General features: G+C 53.5%; 16 protein-coding genes and 1 pseudogene. 1 reads left to right on the plus strand and 16 read right to left on the minus strand.

Features of this window, described 5'->3' with window-relative positions; all coding sequences use genetic code 11:
* Nucleotides 1-14: 14 nt before the first annotated feature.
* Entirely contained in the window at nucleotides 15-182 is a 168-nt protein-coding gene (locus F0169_RS20070; RefSeq protein ID WP_082649030.1) for a DUF2897 family protein, read from the plus strand.
* Here the strand turns inward: F0169_RS20070 and F0169_RS20075 are convergent, their stop codons facing one another.
* From F0169_RS20075 to F0169_RS20150, 16 genes and pseudogenes are all read right to left on the minus strand, one after another.
* Nucleotides 183-1,037, minus strand: a complete 855-nt coding sequence (locus tag F0169_RS20075) for an urea carboxylase-associated family protein (protein WP_152747435.1) — start codon at nucleotides 1,035-1,037, stop codon at nucleotides 183-185.
* A 197-nt stretch (nucleotides 1,038-1,234) separates the two neighbouring features.
* A complete protein-coding gene (locus tag F0169_RS20080; RefSeq protein WP_152747436.1) occupies nucleotides 1,235-1,567 on the minus strand; it encodes a helix-hairpin-helix domain-containing protein in 333 nt (110 codons plus the stop codon).
* Between the two features lie 205 nt (nucleotides 1,568-1,772).
* Complete coding sequence (locus tag F0169_RS20085) at nucleotides 1,773-3,206, minus strand: hypothetical protein (protein WP_152747437.1); 1,434 nt, start codon at nucleotides 3,204-3,206, stop codon at nucleotides 1,773-1,775.
* A 184-nt stretch (nucleotides 3,207-3,390) separates the two neighbouring features.
* Complete coding sequence (locus F0169_RS20090) at nucleotides 3,391-5,385, minus strand: polysaccharide biosynthesis protein (RefSeq protein ID WP_152747456.1); 1,995 nt, start codon at nucleotides 5,383-5,385, stop codon at nucleotides 3,391-3,393.
* A 95-nt stretch (nucleotides 5,386-5,480) separates the two neighbouring features.
* A complete protein-coding gene (locus F0169_RS20095; protein WP_152747438.1) occupies nucleotides 5,481-6,500 on the minus strand; it encodes an MraY family glycosyltransferase in 1,020 nt (339 codons plus the stop codon).
* A pseudogene (locus tag F0169_RS20100) lies at nucleotides 6,497-7,461 on the minus strand (UDP-glucose 4-epimerase family protein). Before F0169_RS20100 ends, F0169_RS20095 begins: the two are co-directional and overlap by 4 nt.
* Before the next feature lie 13 nt (nucleotides 7,462-7,474).
* A complete protein-coding gene (locus tag F0169_RS20105; RefSeq protein ID WP_152747439.1) occupies nucleotides 7,475-8,395 on the minus strand; it encodes a glycosyltransferase in 921 nt (306 codons plus the stop codon).
* Nucleotides 8,392-8,892, minus strand: coding sequence for an LbetaH domain-containing protein (locus F0169_RS20110; protein WP_241679149.1), 501 nt, complete (start codon nucleotides 8,890-8,892; stop codon nucleotides 8,392-8,394). Before F0169_RS20110 ends, F0169_RS20105 begins: the two co-directional genes overlap by 4 nt.
* A 104-nt stretch (nucleotides 8,893-8,996) precedes the next feature.
* The gene (locus tag F0169_RS20115; RefSeq protein WP_152747441.1) at nucleotides 8,997-10,001 is read right to left on the minus strand and encodes a glycosyltransferase family 2 protein; all 1,005 of its coding nucleotides are present in this window, start codon (nucleotides 9,999-10,001) and stop codon (nucleotides 8,997-8,999) included.
* 5 nt (nucleotides 10,002-10,006) lie between these two features.
* On the minus strand, nucleotides 10,007-11,032 hold the full coding sequence (locus F0169_RS20120) for an EpsG family protein (RefSeq protein WP_152747442.1): 1,026 nt from the start codon (nucleotides 11,030-11,032) through the stop codon (nucleotides 10,007-10,009).
* A 151-nt stretch (nucleotides 11,033-11,183) separates the two neighbouring features.
* Nucleotides 11,184-12,362 (minus strand): glycosyltransferase family 2 protein, encoded by a 1,179-nt coding sequence (locus F0169_RS20125; RefSeq protein ID WP_152747443.1) that lies wholly within the window; start codon nucleotides 12,360-12,362, stop codon nucleotides 11,184-11,186.
* A 5-nt stretch (nucleotides 12,363-12,367) separates the two neighbouring features.
* Nucleotides 12,368-13,375 (minus strand): polysaccharide biosynthesis protein, encoded by a 1,008-nt coding sequence (locus F0169_RS20130; RefSeq protein ID WP_058412928.1) that lies wholly within the window; start codon nucleotides 13,373-13,375, stop codon nucleotides 12,368-12,370.
* Nucleotides 13,376-13,390: 15 nt separating this feature from the next.
* Nucleotides 13,391-14,752: a lipopolysaccharide biosynthesis protein gene (locus F0169_RS20135; RefSeq protein ID WP_152747444.1), complete on the minus strand. Its 1,362-nt coding sequence runs from the start codon at nucleotides 14,750-14,752 to the stop codon at nucleotides 13,391-13,393.
* The gene (locus tag F0169_RS20140; RefSeq protein WP_152747445.1) at nucleotides 14,749-15,897 is read right to left on the minus strand and encodes a DegT/DnrJ/EryC1/StrS family aminotransferase; all 1,149 of its coding nucleotides are present in this window, start codon (nucleotides 15,895-15,897) and stop codon (nucleotides 14,749-14,751) included. The genes F0169_RS20135 and F0169_RS20140 overlap by 4 nt, the downstream gene beginning before the upstream one ends.
* 14 nt (nucleotides 15,898-15,911) lie before the next feature.
* Nucleotides 15,912-16,973: a DegT/DnrJ/EryC1/StrS family aminotransferase gene (locus F0169_RS20145; RefSeq protein WP_206670181.1), complete on the minus strand. Its 1,062-nt coding sequence runs from the start codon at nucleotides 16,971-16,973 to the stop codon at nucleotides 15,912-15,914.
* 45 nt (nucleotides 16,974-17,018) lie between these two features.
* Nucleotides 17,019-17,834 (minus strand): GNAT family N-acetyltransferase, encoded by an 816-nt coding sequence (locus F0169_RS20150; protein WP_172979493.1) that lies wholly within the window; start codon nucleotides 17,832-17,834, stop codon nucleotides 17,019-17,021.
* Nucleotides 17,835-17,908: the final 74 nt, after the last annotated feature.

Below are 17,908 nucleotides of genomic sequence, written 5' to 3' on the forward strand. Positions count from 1 at the left end.
CCAAGGAGAGCCCTATGCCGTGGTATGCCTGGTTGATTTTAGTGGTCGCGATCGGTTCGATTGTCGGTGGCCTGTTAATGCTGCGCGACAGCGCCAACAAGGTTGAACTGACCGATGAGCAGCGCAAGCGTGTGGCCGAGCGCAATGCTCAGGCCGACGCCAACGACGCGCAAAACCGCTAGTTACGCTGACTCCCATTCCGCCTTGGCAATCTGCAAGCCGTGCTGCCCGTTGTAGGCAGCACGCTCAGGCGAGCTCCAGCCCTGCAGTAACTCACCCTCCAACCGATAAATCTCGACACCGAGCGGACGACACACCGTCAGCGGGTCTTGCGCGTCCGGCCCCCACATCGGCAGCGACAAATCCCCACCAGGGCACGTCGACAGCGCGCAGAGCAGATCAATCTCGGCAAAAAATTCCAGGTAGTCGCCCTTCTGCGCCGGGCAAGCTTTCATGAAGTACATGTCGTCATGATTCAGGCCGGTGCATTGGAAGATGTTCAGCACGTCATGCACATCGAATTCGGTCAGGCCATGCGGCAGCACCGCCCGAGTCAAGTTTGAATGGCAATGGTGATGGAAGTCTTCGCCAGTCAGCATGCGGTTTACATAGGGGTCGCAGCGCGTGCCGAGCAAATCGTGCAAGCGCCCGCCGTGCTCATCGATACCGTACCCCGACAGGCTGTCATCGGTAATCGTCACCAAAGGCCGCAAAAACGGCAGGTTCGACCACAACCGGTCGTGGGTGCTGACATGCGCGCCTTGCAACTGCCGCGTGCGCGCCGCCCATAGCCGCTCGCGCGGGTCATTCGCGTTCCACACGTTGAAGTCACCCACCTGCGGGCCCACCGGGGTAGTGACGCGGAACACATGCCCGGCCGGCACCTTCCACGCCCTGCCCGTGCGAATCGGCACTTCAAACTGTTCGATCAACGTGCGTTTATCGGCGTGGTCACGAATGCGCTCATAGAACGCCGTGTCTACCTGCAGCGCTGAACCTTTGCTGACTTGGTAAGCGGCCGGATAGTCTTTATACATGGTGCGAATCCTCGATCAGGGTTAGGTAAACAGCGCCAAGGACAGGCGCTCCGAATCGTTCAGGTACAGGCTCATGGCCGCGTGATTGTTGAATCAATTTTCACTGAAAACCGTAATCAGTTTTCGTGCCAACGTCTCGGGTTTCAGAAAAACAAAAGGCCGGTCAACGACCGGCCTTCTGGGCTAACTTCACATCCTCAATTAATAATCAGCCTGTCGCGATTTTTCTCCAGCAGCGCTTTGCCGATGCCCTTTACTTCCAACAACTCATCCACCGCCGTGAACGGGCCATTGCTCTCCCGGTAGGCGATGATCGCCTTGGCTTTTGCGGCGCCGATACCGAAGAGGTCACGGCGCAAGACGTCGGCGTCGGCGGCGTTGAGGTTGACCTTGGTAAACTGCTCGATCTTGTTCATTTGAGCAGTGATAGGTGTTGGCGCTTCCGGCTTGATGGCCGGGGCTGCGTTAGCGGCGACGGAGAGCGTGGTGAGCAAGGCGAACATTAGCGAGGACAAGTAAGTGTTTTGCATTGGTGACGCTCCATGACATCGTTAAAAGAAAGCAGCTTTCCGAAGCTGCCTCTCAAATCTAGGCAATTTCATGGATTAGTCAAAAACAGCTAAGTTACAAAACATGAGTTCAATACTTTAAACACTTAATCATAAACACGTCACACGCTGTCATCTTATCCGCCATGAACAATGCGTTCATTAAGCGGATAAGACGCGTGGCTGATTACTGTGGCGCTACATCAATGCCTTTGGCTTTAAGCTGGCGGGTTAAATAGATCACTGCGGCTTTAAGTTGATAAAGCTCTTCGCGGTCAGACACCGAGAGGTAACCATCAGGATTGACCGCCACGGCATCCGGGTTAGTCTTTTGAATATCCTGGGCCAAGTTACCTGTTTCGTTACTGGCAATCTTCTGCCGTTTCTCGGTGACTACACCTTTTGCGTCGGTTTCTTTCCACACGATATAGCGGTCAGACACATAGATCTTGTTGGCCAGGACACGCTGCATGCTTTTGGCGTAATCCACTTCACCGTGCACCTCTTGCAGCTTGCTATCGGTTGGGGTCATGACGCGGCCAGCCTGCACATCGCCCACAAAATAACCGGAGTAGTTACTCTTGCCGCCGACTGCGTTGGCATAAACACCATAGTTGGCGTCGTTTCGACCGTCGACCATCGCACGGTAGCCCGTCGCTTGTTTGCCATCGGTTGCGAGCACCGTCGAACTGGCACCGCGCACGTCATCGGAGCCAGTCACTGCGTTACTTACCCGCGCATCGATAGCCGTCACCCGCGCGGCGCCTGTTGAAGCCGCGTTCGGCTCAATGCGTGACTCACTGACTACCAGCGGCGCGGTGCGCGAACCACCCCCCGAGACGAAGTCAGACGTGACGACGCCCATTGCCCCATTGGCGCGCTCGAAGGTGTTTGATACAGGCGAGTTATTTGTCGCGTCAGTCAGCGAGTCCACGGCTTTGGCTGCGTTGGCTGCCGAGAATGCCCTCAGTGCCGAGTCGCGCCCCCTGGAGTCGGCGAGGATCGAATAGCCCCAATCGCCGGACTTTTTCAGGCCGGCAACCGACGCATTATCAATGCTCACCGCGCCTTTCGCATAACCCAGCACGCCATAGCCAGGTCCGGCACCGTTCAAGCGCTCACCATAAACGCCGGAGCCGTCAGTTGACTCGTTTTTGCCATAAACACCATGGCCGTCGCCCGTCAGGATTTTGTAACCGGTGACGCCACTGCCGGTGCCTGTACCGCGCATCAGGCCATAAACGCCCGACCCGTCACCATTTTCCCAACGAGTCCCAATCACGCCGTTACCGGGGCCGGTAGCACGTCGGTTGCCGACGATCGCATCCGCCGTAGTCGTCCTGGTCGTTGCACCGCCTATCGCGCCACCACCTGCCCCACCGTCACCTTCGTCCAACGCGTGAAAACCGTAGCCGGACGCAAGCGGGCCAATCGCATTGTGGTACGCAAACACCGCATCAGATACGCCGTGCGTATCCTTGACCACGCGCAAGGAACTTGGCTTGTCCACAGCGTCATCGGTGACGATATTTACATGGTGGTCGGTAACTTCAGGGATAGCGTCGGCAACTACCACGGAAGGAACGGCACCCAACAACAACGCAACGGCCCAATTTTTCATCAATGATTTCCTTCAAAGTCGATTGTTCAATCATACCCGAACACGATTTGGCGAAGCTTTTACGGCCGGTATTTTTACGAAATTCGATTCAACAGCGCGTTTTGCGTCAAAAAAAAAGGCCGATCAATGTCGGCCTTTTTTTTCACATCAACGTTCTAATAGACGTTGATTAGTACAGACGCATTCAGGGTTCCAGGCGACGTTGCTGGTAAATCCAGTCGACGATTTCGCCATCAGGTGCGTAGCCACTCACGGTGTCACGCAGGAGTTGGCGAACAAGCGTGTAATCATCCTGATCCACCGCGGCGAGTAACTCTGTCAACTTGGCTTTAAGCACATCCCACGGCAGGTAGTCTTCGTTGGCGCTCATGATCATCGGGTGTTGCGTCGCCACCACGTTGTCACCGATCAACAATTCTTCGTAAAGCTTTTCACCCGGGCGCAAGCCGGAGAACTCGATGGAAATATCGCCATGCGGGTTCTTTTCAGAGCGCACGCTAAAGCCGGAAAGGTGAATCATCTTCTCAGCCAGTTCGACGATCTTTACCGGTTCGCCCATGTCCAGCACGAACACATCACCGCCCCTGCCCATGGAACCCGCCTGAATCACCAACTGGGCCGCCTCGGGAATGGTCATGAAGTACCGCGTGATCTTCGGGTGGGTCACCGTCAGCGGCCCACCGGACTTGATCTGCTTGTGAAAAAGCGGAATCACAGAACCGGAAGAACCCAGCACATTGCCAAAACGCACCATCGTGAAACGGGTCTTGTTAACGTGCGAAACGTTGGAATTTTCGCCGAATAACACCGGGGCGAGTTCGCGACTGAGCGACTGAAGCGTCAGCTCGGCCAAGCGTTTTGTACTGCCCATCACGTTGGTCGGGCGAACGGCTTTGTCGGTTGAAATCAATACAAAGTTCGCGACACCCACTTGAAGCGCAGCCTGGGCTGTATTCAGCGTGCCGATCACATTGTTCAAGATGCCTTCGGCAATGTTGTGCTCGACCATCGGTACGTGCTTATAGGCCGCCGCATGATAAACGGTATCAACATGCCAGGTTTTCATCACGTCCAGGAGCTTGGCCTTGTTGCGCACAGACCCCAGGATCGGCAACACCTTCACAGGCAACGACTCTCGTACCACGAACTGCTCGAGTTCAGACAGAATACTGTAGAGATTGAACTCACTGTGTTCGAACAATAACAGCGTGGTCGGGCCCAGCGACAGGATCTGCCGGCAAAGCTCGGAACCAATGGAACCGCCAGCGCCGGTCACGAGGACGCTCTGGCCCTTGATGCAATGCTCAAGCAGTTCGTGCTGCGCCGGTACGGCGTCGCGGCCCAAGAGGTCGGCAATGTCGACTTCCTGAATATCGTCAACCTTCACACGCCCGCTGGCCAAGTCCATGAAGCCGGGAACGCTTCTGACGTGCAGCGGGAAAACCTCCAGAAAGCCGAGAATTTCGCGACGACGCGCCCGGTTTGAAGAGGGCAATGCCAACAGAATCTCTTGGGCACCGGTTATGTCGATCATGCGCTGGATGTGCTTGGGTTTGTACACCTGCAAACCGGAGATCACACGGTCGGAAATACTCGTGTCATCGTCAATAAAGGCTACCGGGCGCATCACGCGCCCCATGCGCAGCGCGGCAACCAGTTGGTTACCCGCCGCACCGGCGCCATAGATGGCGACACGTGGCAGGCCGTCTTCACGGCTGGTGAAGGGCACATGCTGAACCGCCGCAAACCAGTCACGGAGGAAATACTGACGCATCGCCAGGCGCAGGCCGCCGACCATGATCAGGCTGAGCCACCAGTAATTGAAAATAATCGAGCGCGGAACAACCGTCTGGTGATTGCTGTACCAATACACCAGTACACCCAAGATCAGAGACGACAGGCTGACGGCTTTGATAATCGCAATTAAAGCATCGTTGCCGAAATAGCGCATGACCGCCCTGTACATTCCGAAACGAATGAACAAGGGAATCGCAACTATCGGTGCGGCAAGGAACAGCCACAAATGGTCACGCAGCGGATCGACCATGTCATCGATGCCAAGCCTCACGACAAATGCCAGCCACAACGCCGCCCACACGACAAATACGTCAGTGGATACCTGAATAAGGCGTTTCTGACGCCGCGGCAGGCCCACAAGCATTGCCCGTAATTTCTCCATAACCCCTTCGTCCACCCAGACTGCTCCTGCTAATTAAGCGCCAGCCCTCATTGTACGGTTCTCGGCGGTTTTTGACTGAAAATATCACCGTGCTGCTAATCAGCGCTCTCAAGCTTACCCGCATGAAACTTCACCGCCAACGCTACCAGCGGCAGGTAGGCCAGCAACAGGCACACAAGGCCGTCAACCTGATAGACAGCCGCAGCGATCGCCCAAGGCAGCAGCCAAGCCACGTTGATTACCACCACAGCCAATGTGACCGGGCGATGGCGCCCAAAACGCCGCGAAGCGTATTGATAGGCATGACTGCGATGAGCCTCGTAAACCTTGTCACCACGCATCAGGCGACGGATCAACGTGTAGGTTGCATCGACTACAAACACCCCGAGCAGGATCAACCAGGACCAAAATAGCTGTGAAGACGTCCACGCCGCCTGAATCGAGATAACGCCCAGCACAAGACCTAGAAACCCGCTGCCGGCGTCGCCCATGAAAATTCGTGCGGGCGGGAAGTTCCAAAACAGAAAACCTGTCACCGCCATGGCCAGTAAAAACGGCAGCCAGATCAGCTGGGGCAGGCCGACAAGCCAGTAGACTAAACAAGCCCCAAGACAGGCACAAATAGCTTCGACGCTGGCGATACCATCAATGCCGTCCATAAAGTTATAGAGGTTAAGCATCCAGACCAGATAGAACGCCGCCAGGATGTGCCCAATCCAGCCAAAATCAATGCTGACGCCCATCAGCTGAAGCGGCGGCAGCCCACCCAACCAAAAAAGCGCCCACGCCGCCGCACAGAAGTGACCGAGCAAGCGCCAACGTGCCGCGATATGACCATGATCATCCATAAACCCGATAATCGCGATCAATGCGGCCGCGCAACCCAGGCCAATCAGTACCTGCAGTGGAACCAGGTTGGCGTAACCGAGTACCGGCAAACACAAAAGAAACGCCAGTACGATCGCAACGCCTCCTCCACGCGGGGTCGCAACCGAATGCGAGCTCCTGGCGTTGGGGATGTCCATAATGCTTCTCGACAAAGCGTAACGTCTTAACGCGCCTGTCAGCACGAGCGACAGCAGAACAACGACGATAGCCAGAGACCAGTAGATCATTGATTTTTACGTTCCAAATAATGTAAAGCCGTGGCTCTAAGCGCCGCGTCAACCGACACCGGCGGCTGCCACTGCAGAACCGCCTTGGTCTTGGCGATATCGACCTGCAACGAACCCAATAGTCGCTGCGACAGGTCTTTTTTTCCGACAGCCGCAGCAGCAACTTCAACATAAAACCCGGCACGGGAAGAAGATAAGCCCGTTTATTCAACGCTTCGGCCATTTTAGTCAGCAGGCCTGTGGTGGATAAATCCTGCCCATCACTGGCTAAAAAGGTCTGATTCGCCGCCGCCGGGTGCGTAATACACGTCACGATCAAATCAACCAGATTATCAATGGCGACCAGGCTGCGGCTGTTAGCAATAGCGCCAAACGGTAAGGGAACACCCTTATCCAACCAACGCATCATACTGAGGAAGTTGGCCTTAACGCCGGGGCCGTATACCAGCACCGGACGAATAATGACGACCTCCATGCCGGTCTTTTCAGCCAGGGCACGCAGCCCGTCTTCGGCCTCCCTCTTCGACACGCCATAGGGGTCGGTGGGGCCAGGCACATCGTCAGCCGTGTAAGGACTGCCCGGCTGAGTGCCGTCGCCATTGACTTTAATCGAACTGACAAACACGAACCGCTTCACGCCTGCCGCCGCAGCTTGTGCCGCGAGGTGCAGGGTGCCGCCAACGTTGACTTTACGGAACTCGGCAAGCGGGTCGGCCACGGTATCGTTCATTACATGCACGCGCGCCGCGCAATGAACCACAACGGCTTGGCCAACCAGCGCCGTCGACCAGTCAAACGACTCGTCCAGCGAGTCAAAATTGACCGTTTTAACAGACGCAGGAATTGAATCAACGTGTCGTCGTACCGCCGCCACGCAGGGAATGTTGTCGGCGACTAACCGCTCGACTAATGCCCGGCCAACAAAACCCGACGCACCCGTTACAAATACGCTGTTCATCAGCGTAGCCCTCGCACTAATAAATTCCGAAAATGATCACGATCGCTAAAAGAAAACGATCACGAAGTCGACGCCGCGTGCAATTGAAGTTTTTCACCAGGAAACTTAATGGAACTTTCCCGGAAGTCTTTAACTCGGCAGGCAGTGTCGGCAAGTCTGCCGACAACAGCTGGGTAATTTTGGCTATTTCAGCTCTGTACCAACCAGAACGCATCAAGGAGAGGCGAGCCATAAGCGCTTTGACGCCCTCATTGGCGCCTACCTGATTATTAGCATGTTGACGATACAGTATCTTCGGGCAAGGGTCGATGTACCACGCCAGGCCCTGGGCGCGAAACCAGGCGTACATCAACCAATCATGTAGAGAAACATTATTCGCTGCGGACCAGTTATCCACCAAAAACTGTTTGAAAGCACTCGCCTCTGCCACCTTCAACACATAACTACAGCCTGGGCCTGCGGCCTCAAAGATGAAGTCATACTTTTGTTGGGCTTGTGCCTTATTCAGGATGACCTGGCGGCCGTCAGGCCAAAACGCTGTGACGTTACCCGAGTAAGCTGAAAAGCGGGTATTGGAAAGTGTTTGATGCGCTGATATGAGTTTGTCGGCGACCCAAATATCGTCTTGATCGGCGAAGGAAATATAATCATAACCACTGAAATCAACATCACGAATCAAGCGAAAGAAGTTTTTCGCCGCCCCGCCAAACTTAAGGCCATACGGCAGCGGAACAACGCGTGCGTCAGCCTCACTGAGTGCAGTCACCCATTGCTCGGTGTTATCTGACGATATATCCACACTCACAAACAACGTAACGTCGACACCTTGCTGACCAAGAATCGAGTCAACCTGCTCTTGCAGCCATTGAGTACCGTTGTAGGCCGCCATTAACACTGCCACGCGCGGCTTGCTTGGTGCAGCGCTCACTGCGCTCATACCGCCACCCACGATGAACTGGCAACGTCATAGGTTTTTATCACTTTAGCCGGCGACCCCACCGCAATGCACATTGGCGGAATGTTGCGCGTCACCACCGACATCGCACCGATAATGCTGCCCCGCCCGATGGTCACACCCGGCAGCACACACACGAACTCACCGAGCCACACATCCTCCTCAATCACAATAGGTGCCGACACAAGCTTGCGCTCGATGGGGCTCTCAAACGGCGAGGAATGGGCGTCGCTGCCTTTATAGACACCGTGGTTATGGTCACTGATAAAAACCTTGCTCGCGATCAACACCCTGTCGCCGATCTTGATCGACTCAACACTGCCCAGGTGCACGTAATCATTGATCTGTACATCGTTACCAATGTGGATGCACGTGCCGGCCTGTTCGGGGAACGCGTCAATTCTGCAGCCTACGCCCGTGGTAAAACCCTTACCGATGGCCACATGCCGCGCACCGCGCATATAAAACGGACGTCGCACAATACGCGCGCCCGGATAAAACAGCCTGCTGTACAACACGTCACAGAGCAGCTTCAAGAGCCCTCTAAAACCATACACTTTCAGCACAGTATTTAACCTATAAATCAGTAAGGAGAATAGTTGACAAGCTTTAAGGTGTTAGCCATTAAACGCAGCATTCGTGGAGACTTGGCAAGTCTCAACACCACCTTGTGTTTAACCCCAAGCAATGCCTGCACGTCCTGGCTATTGGCTGACTTCATCTCGGGCAACCCCATTAGCCTGACCACCACGTGTTCGTACTCCGAATACACCGGCATACGGAAAGCGGCGAGCACTAACGCATGGGCAATTTGCTTGGACACATGAGCAAGGAATAAGTGATGGTATTTTTGCGCCACGCCATTGTGTTCGAGAAACACAGACTCCAATCGGATGACCTCTATCAGCGCATTAAAAAACACGCCACTGATAGACCGGCTGGTGCTGTTATTTCTAATTAAGGCGTGGTAATAAACTTTGGAAACAAACGCTGTCTTCGATGAGAAAAAAGACACGGCTCTGGAAAAATACATGTCTTCACAGGCGCGGACGGCTGGAAACTCGATAGCGTGTTCCTGCAAAAATGAACGACGGTACATCTTGTTGACGGGGCTGGATAACACCGCATCATCTAACATCGCGGCCTTGAAGATTGCATCTCCCGACAAGGTTTCAAAGCGGAAACGGCTGATGTCATGAACAACCTTCTCGTCTTGCGTGACAAAATCAAGACCAAAATTAATGAAATCCAACAGCCCCTCGTTCATGCGCGAGACTAAGTCTGAGCACAGGTCTTTATCAATCCAGTCGTCTGCGTCAACAAAAACAATGTACTCCCCCGAGGCGACGCTCACACCCAAATTGCGCGCCACGCCTTGCCCGCTGTTGACCTGTTCTAAAAACTTGACGTTTTGGTCGTGCGCAAAAAATTCTTTGCAGAACGTCATCGAGCCGTCGGTGGAACCGTCGTCAACGATGATTATCTCGATATTTTTATACGTCTGCGCTTTCAAACTCAGCAAACACCGCTGCAAAAATTCGCGCACATTGAACACAGGGACAATGATTGAGCACATCGCCTCAGGCATAAGATTCACTCCCAAAAAAACAGGTAAGGCACAAAGGGCGATGGACCTTCATTAAGGCTGTCCGCGAAATTCTTCATTTTTAGAATGAATGCAATAACCGCTATCCCCAACAACGCTGCGGTGGACACGTTGGAAAGCGTGACGCGATTGCTCGACATCGAAATGATGAAATAGAGAAACGTCGCGAAGCTGACTAACTGCAAAAATCTCAAGCCTGCGTATGAAAATTGCGCAACGCCGAACATCAAGCATGCGACACCGAGCAAAATACAACAGGCCGAGAAAGTGTTTTTTCGGGTGCCGGGGTCAAGCATCCAGATGAAAAGCGCCGCCACGGTGACGATTAAAGTCGACAGCCCAGAAAAAATAGACGCCGTATAAATCTCGGAGTAATTCTGAAGCTTAGCCATGAAATACGGGTAGGCGCCGACAAACCCCACCGCGAACAGAATCGAGCAACCAATCAACACCCTCCAGCGCCGACTGTGCAGGACATACAACATAAGGCCGAGCAGCCCGCCCGAACTTTGAATCAGGCTGGCCACCACCACCCAGGCGATGAAGCGTTTCTCTTTGCCGTCCCTTAAGTAAATCAACGCCCAAAAAACGATCGCAAACGACAGTCCATAGCGGACCCCGTTCATGACCATGTCAAAATAATAAACGGGAATAATAAAGGCGCAAAAGAACAGCAGCGATTGGTTTTTCTGCGTCGCACCCATCACCAAAAAAGCCGTCGTGAGTGCGCCTAACACGGCCAATACAGCTCTTGGAGAGTCCAGGAAGCTGGAAAAGAACAGAATCAGCCCTTCAAACAAAGGCTCAAACGTACGCGTGTACTCGCCGGCCTCCGCGATGCGTTGTATTTCTTGCAAATAGACAGCCGTATCAATACCGACATTACCTCTCAGCAACGCGATCAAGATCATCGGGAGCAGGCCTATGAAAAAAAATGTACGCGGCCACCTTGTGTAGCTACCAAACAAACTCGCTATCACAAAAAACAAGGTACTCGAAACATAAAATTCCATTAAAAACCTATTCACCTAACCGCGTTAACTATTGAGATACATCTTTAAAAATTTAACGCTAAACCACACGCCTCTTGCTGTTTTTTTACGGTAAACGGCGCCAGTCTCATTAAAAAATCAACACTAACGCCTTACCCTTCGCACGCTCCCGTCATGCGGGGAGCTTAAGTTTTGCAGGGCAATCAGTTAAAAACTGTTGCAAGCCCTGACTGGCGCTGTACGTCGTTCCAAGCCCTTTCAAGACTGAGCTATCAGTTGTTGCTTTGGACTTAAACAGCTTTGTAGAAACGCGTGACAACACCCACATAAATTCCGCCCACACAGCGCCAACCACTTGAGTGATGAGCTTTGCGTAACCATAGCGTGATGCAGTGTGCCGAAAAGAACTAAACGTTTCTTTATAGGAGCGCGGAAAATACACGAAACACTTTACCAGCACGCGGCCAAAATTTGGCTGTATGTCGAGGCCGTCAGACGCTTCTACTTTTTCAACAGCTTTCAACAGCGAATAGGACCACACGGTCGGCACCGAATAAAATTCCGGGATACGTTCATCCCATATCAAATTTTTAAACGGGGCAATATGAGCGTTGTCCCTGAGCTTTCCGTAATGCCCGCCTGAACTGCTTTGCCCAGAGGTACTCATGCCTGACGCGCCCGGTATAATAACCGGATAATCTACCAGTACGCAGGCATTCGATTCATTGGCAATAAGAAAAGAGCTGTATATATCAGGGCTTACACCGCCAAATACGTGACCGTACTTCAGTTTGATCCGGCGTGCCAAATCCGCCGAGATCATACCGGCATACGCCCGGGGCATATCAAAAACGCCACCACCAAAGTTATCCAGCGCGTGGCGCATGGATGCTTTCAAGTCGTGAGGTGTTACCGAGCCGTCAAAGGGCGTGATGTGCAGGGTCGCGGAATAAGCATCGCCTTGAGTGGAGTGCTTAAAGTCATCCCAGTAATACAAGGCCGGAAAATTGAATTTCACAGAATCAATTTTTTTGCCTCGCGCCCACTCAGCGACCTGCACAACCTCTTTACCAACGAAGTCGTCATCCCCGATGAACACCAGGTACTCGCCCTCCGCTGCCTCGAGCCCGAGATTAAAGTTATCGACCACGCTGATGCCCTGGCCCGACCTGATTAACTTTAAACGCGCGGATGAGTAACTGTCCACGAAGTGGCCAGAGATCTCATCAACCGGGCTGGAGTCGCACACCACCACTTGAATATCAGACGACAATTCTAAAATCGACCTGATGGACTGCACCGCGTACTTGGCGCGGTTGTGAGTGGGTATAATCACGCTTAACAAGGTCATGCTGATTAACCGATATTCTGTTGAATATAGGTCAGCGTCAGCAGCAGCTGCTTGATCTGCTCGACCGTCAACAGCTCGGTATTGTGAGAGGTGTAATCGTCAATCGCGTTTGCTTCAGGCTGCCCTTCAATGATGAACTTGTCGTAGTTCAAATCACGGTTATCTGCAGGAATACGGTAGTACCGGCCCATGTCCTTGGCCTTCGCCATTTCTTCGCGAGACACCAGCGACTCGTACAGTTTTTCACCGTGGCGCGTACCAATGATATTGACCACCGCTTCACTGGCGAACAACTCTTTCAATGCGACAGTCAGGTCACCGATGGTGCTGGCCGGTGCTTTCTGCACGAAGATATCGCCCTGTTCGCCATGCTCGAAAGCATGCAGTACCAAGTCGACCGAGTCTTCCAGGCTCATCAAAAAGCGGGTCATGTTCGGATCAGTAACGGTCAGTGGAACACCGGCTTTGATTTTATCGACGAACAGCGGAATGACCGAGCCACGCGAAGCCATCACGTTGCCGTAGCGGGTCGCGCAAAAGACCGGGCCGCCTTCGCGAACGGTACGCGACTTGGCGATCAGAATCTTCTCGCCCATGGCCTTTGAAATACCCATGGCGTTGATCGGGTACACGGCTTTATCGGTACTCAGGAGCACCACACGCTTTACGTTATTATCAATCGCGGCGTTCAGTACGTTTTCGGTGCCGGTGACGTTTGTCAGAACCGCTTCCATTGGGTAAAACTCGCAGGACGGTACTTGCTTCAGTGCCGCCGCGTGAAAAACATAGTCAACACCGGCCATGGCGCGATTAATACTTTCATAATTTCTGACATCACCGATATGAAACTTGACTTTGGGATTGTTTAACGCAATCCGCATGTCTTCCTGTTTTTTTTCATCACGGCTGAAGACGATGATTTCTTTAACATCGGTGTTCAAAAATCTGTTCAGTACGGTGTTACCAAAAGAACCGGTACCGCCCGTAATCATCAAAACTTTATTATCAAACATCGTTGAATCCACCTATTAAATAAATATATATAGCGCGACGCCAAACACCGAGACAGATGCGACAATCAACACCGACATCAGTAGCGCCGCGCTTTTTGCGTAGGAACCGACCTCAGGGAGCCTTGACGCCCTGATCCACGAAACCACGGTCGAAGCAATGTGGTAGGCCGAGTAGGCGTAACAGACGGCTTCGATATTCTTCTCAACGGCAGCGACCGTCGCCAACACCAGCGTCACTGCTGTCAGGCAGGCAGACATCGCTGCTTGAAAACGATAATCCTTGGAAAAAATCAGCAAACTATAAGGGATAAAACCGAACGCGCCAATGGCCAGTCCAGGGAGCAATATCGCGATATAGCTTGCGATCAAGCGGTTACTTTCACTGGGTCCAACCCACAGCTCGATAATGGGTGCGCGGAACCACCACAGTATGAAGGTGGGCAACGCCGTGACGAAAAAAACCGACAGCACAAAGCGCTTCACTGTCTTCTGTGCTTGACCCAGTATCCCCTGCGCCGCCTCGCGCAAGAGTATCGGCTGAAAATACTGACTGACGGGCCCTGCCAGAATAGAAATTGGCGTCATGCATAACAGGCTTGCCAAATAGTACGGCGTTACACTGCTGGCGGAGGCGAATATGGATATGATGGGCTTATCCAACTGCGTCACCGCAGCGCCTGCAGCGGAGAATAAAACCAGCGCCCCACCCGTCTTGGTCAGTGCTATTGCATCTTTAAGTGTCGGCCGCTTTTCGTCGACTGCCGGCGTGTTGTGGGCAGAAATCTTCCGCATTACAGCAAACCGTGAGCACCACCAGTGCACAGCGGTGACCAGCAACTGAGTGATGATGAACACTTCAAGCGTCGCGGCTATATACATAAGCGCAGCGGCTGTTACACCCGCACGAACGGCCACGCCGACTATCTGGATACCACTGCCCAAGGTGTATTTTCGCCACGCGATCAAACTGCAGTAGTAGAGGTTTTGCATGACCAGCAGCCAAAACAATACGACCGCGCCGATCACCACTAGCCAGGAGGCTGAATCACCAAAGTAGGCGAGCTTCAGCACGACTGCCACGCCTAATAGAATCGCGTAAAAGCCCGAAAGGCTTAGTTCGGCTGTTTGCAGCAAGGTGCGCAGAGAACGACTGTCGTCGGACGCAACGGAAACCTCCCTCCCGGTCAGGGTCGACATACCCAAATCCATCATGACCAGAAGTGCTTGAAGCGACAGAATAACTGCCACGACGCCGAACTGTGCGCTGCCCAGTAATCGGCTGTACCACGGTAAAAAAAGGAAAGCCACCAGCAAGCTGGAAGACCTCCCCGCGTACAGCATTAACATTCGCCCAATCGCAGGCACGCGCCAGTTCATGCGCCGCTGTCGACGTGATTAATGACTGTAACGCCGACGGCTTCTTTCAACGCGCTTGCGACCTGTATCACATCATCCTCTTCCAGCCACCAACCGCACGGCACGCCGATAACATTGGCCTGCAAATAATCGGTATGGGGCAACGCACAGGCCTGCGCACTGAAGCCGCTGTAGATGTCATTGCGCTGGTGCACGATAGAGGCCATTACACCCTTGCGCTTTAACTCACTGAGTACGTGCTCTCGGTTATCGACAAACAACAAGAACACCCAGTACGCAGGCTTACTGAACTGCGACACTGCAACGGGCGTTATACCGTCTACGCCGGACAACAGCGAACGCAGGGTTTGCACATTCCTGACCGTACGTTCTTGCCTGGCATGCAGGGTCGGAATTTGCGCGCAGCCCAGCGCTGAACACAAGTTATTCAGGGTCATACCCCAACCAATCTCGGGTATGTCCGAGGCCGGGCTGATTTCACCGCTCTTGCTTCTGAAGGTGGTGAAGTCAATACCAAAACGCCTTAACTGGCGCGCTTTGGTAGCCATTGACTCACTGCGGCAAGCCAATGCACCGCCTTCAGTGGTATTGATTTGCCGGTTCGGATAAAACGAGTAAATCGCAAAATCCCCATGCGAACCCACCGGCACGCCATCGTGCTCGGCAAGCAATGCGTTGTCACAGTCTTCAATCAACGCAATGTTGTGCTTTTTGCACAACTCGCTAATTTCTTTCGCCGGTCCGGGATAGCCGGCAACGTGATACACGATCACCGCTTTGGTTTTTCCAGTGATCTTCGACTCCAGGTCGGCGAGGTCCATAGACACGGTGCCAGGGCTCACATCCACCCAAACGGGCAGCGCCTTGTGTTGTGCAATGGCGGAGTTGGTTGAGAGGCATGCAAAGGCCGTGGTCAGCACCTCATCACCTTCCTCAACCCCCGACAGATGCAAAGCCAGAAACAACGCACTGGTCATATCGACGGTTGATACAACATGCGGCAGGCCGGTGAGTTGTTTCAGGCTTTCCTCAAACTTCGGTACCCACTCGCCTCCAGCGATCCTCCCGGAGCGCAGTATGTCCAGCGCTACCGCTTCCATTTCAGGCAGGCTGACGACGCCATACAGAGGGATGACTTCAGACATCAGATGCGCTCCGCTCAACCACGTTTGAGGACATGGACGATCCGCTCGCGATCTTCATCAGACACCCACCAGCCACATGGGATATGCACCAAGCGCTTGTAGAAATCGTCCAGGCCGGGCATCGCGCCTGCAAACGGTTTAAACACCGAGTGAAAATGGTTGGGGCGGTGGAGTTTCGATGCCATCACGCCATTGGCGGCTAACAGTTTCTCAATGTCGTCCGAATCATCTGCCAACAGCGTGTACAGCCAGTAGGCCGGTTTGGCTTGCGCCTCGACAGTCGCCGGCGCAATACCTGCTATGCCGGTTAATGCCTGATCAAAATAACGCCCGTTATCGTGATGCTTTTTCAACAACGGCGAAATGCCTTCGAGTTGCTTTAACCCAATCACGGCAGCGACGTTATGCATGTTGTATTTGTAGCCTACCGTCGTAATATCGACTTCGGTACGCGGCACGCCTTTCGCCAGGCCAAACCAACGCAGCTTGCGCGCCTCTGCCATTTGCGCAGGGTCTTTCATTACCAGCATCCCACCATCTACAGTGGTCATATGCTTAATGGCTTGAAATGAATAAATCGCGTAGTCGGCCATCGAGCCAACAGGCTCGCCGCCATACTCAGCACCCAAGGCGTGGGCGCAATCTTCAATCAGCGAGATATTGTGTCGATCCGCAATAGCTCTGAGCTCTTGGAGACGCGCAGGGTAACCGGCGTAATGCACAACGCAGATGGCCTTGGTTTTTTTGGTGACTGCTGCTTCTACAGCGTCAGGGCAAAGGTTACCGGTCGTGCGCTCAACATCTGCAAATACTGGCGTCGCGCCCATTTGCAAAATAGTCGTATTGGTCGGCTCTGCCGTCATGGAGGTGGTGATGACTTCATCACCTGCACCTACGCCCGCCAACAGCATCGACAAATGAAGCGCCGCAGTGCCGCTGCTGGTTGCCAATACATTTTTCAGTTTGAAGGTTTCAGCAAATACATCTTCAAAACGATAGACATGTTCCCCTTCAGAAATCATGCCGCTGTAGAGTACCGACTCCAACGCAGGGAGCAGAATATCGCGGGGCGGCATTGCGACTTTCACGAGAGGTAGCGGTGACGTTGTAGTTGACATTTTTCAGACCCGATCAAGAAATTTGATGTTCGGAAGCTTAACCGCCGTGCGGCCACTTAAATATTTAACCATTCTGACGGCGGCTGGCTGCAAGTTGAGCGCCAATCCACTTTTTTCCAATTCAGCTATCAAAGGGTCATCTTGAGCACTATTAAGAGACCACCGAGCCGGCAGGCACGCCATCATCAGTTCGATGACATCTTTGCTGTGCCCGTCCCACTCTGCGACGGTGAGGCCGTTGTGTGACGCCAGCACAACAAGTCGCGCCTTTTCACTCGAGATCACTTGCCCACTCACCGCAAACGGCGGCAGACCGCGGGTCGAACGACTGGCTGAATCAGGCCAATCGTGGGTCGTGTACGCAAGTTTGACAGGCTGATCGAGCGCGCATTCGACAGAACCGAAGCGATCTTCCTGGTCGGTGACGAATCCTTGGTTAACGTAAACCTCCGGTTTTTGCGTCCAGAGCACCAAGGCGGCCAAATTTTCGCTCTCGGCAAACTCGACAGCGCGGGCCATTAAACGTGAAGCCAAGCCTTTTCCACGCCACTGCTCGGCGACACACACGAGCCCTACCAGCCCGATAGCGTTGCCTGAACCATTATCCAGAGACCTTACGACCAGGGCGGCAAGCGTTTCGTTCTCCGCTTCAGGGTTGATGAATTCAATGCAGAACACACTTTCGTCGCACGCCAGCCACGGAAAATGGGTAGCCAGGTCGATACCTCGCCCTCGGGAAGCAAAAAAAACCTCCCAAAATAGCGCACGTGCAGATTCAGGGACCCCTGAAGAGATAATTGGCTTCAACGTAAGACCCATCCGACACAACTCCATTTCTCAACTCATCACGACGCAACGGGCAAAATTTCACTGCTCCCGTCGGGGCACCGTAT

Origin of the sequence: Pseudomonas kitaguniensis (genome assembly GCF_009296165.1) — a bacterium.
In the GTDB taxonomy this organism is placed as follows: Bacteria; Pseudomonadota; Gammaproteobacteria; order Pseudomonadales; family Pseudomonadaceae; genus Aquipseudomonas; species Aquipseudomonas kitaguniensis.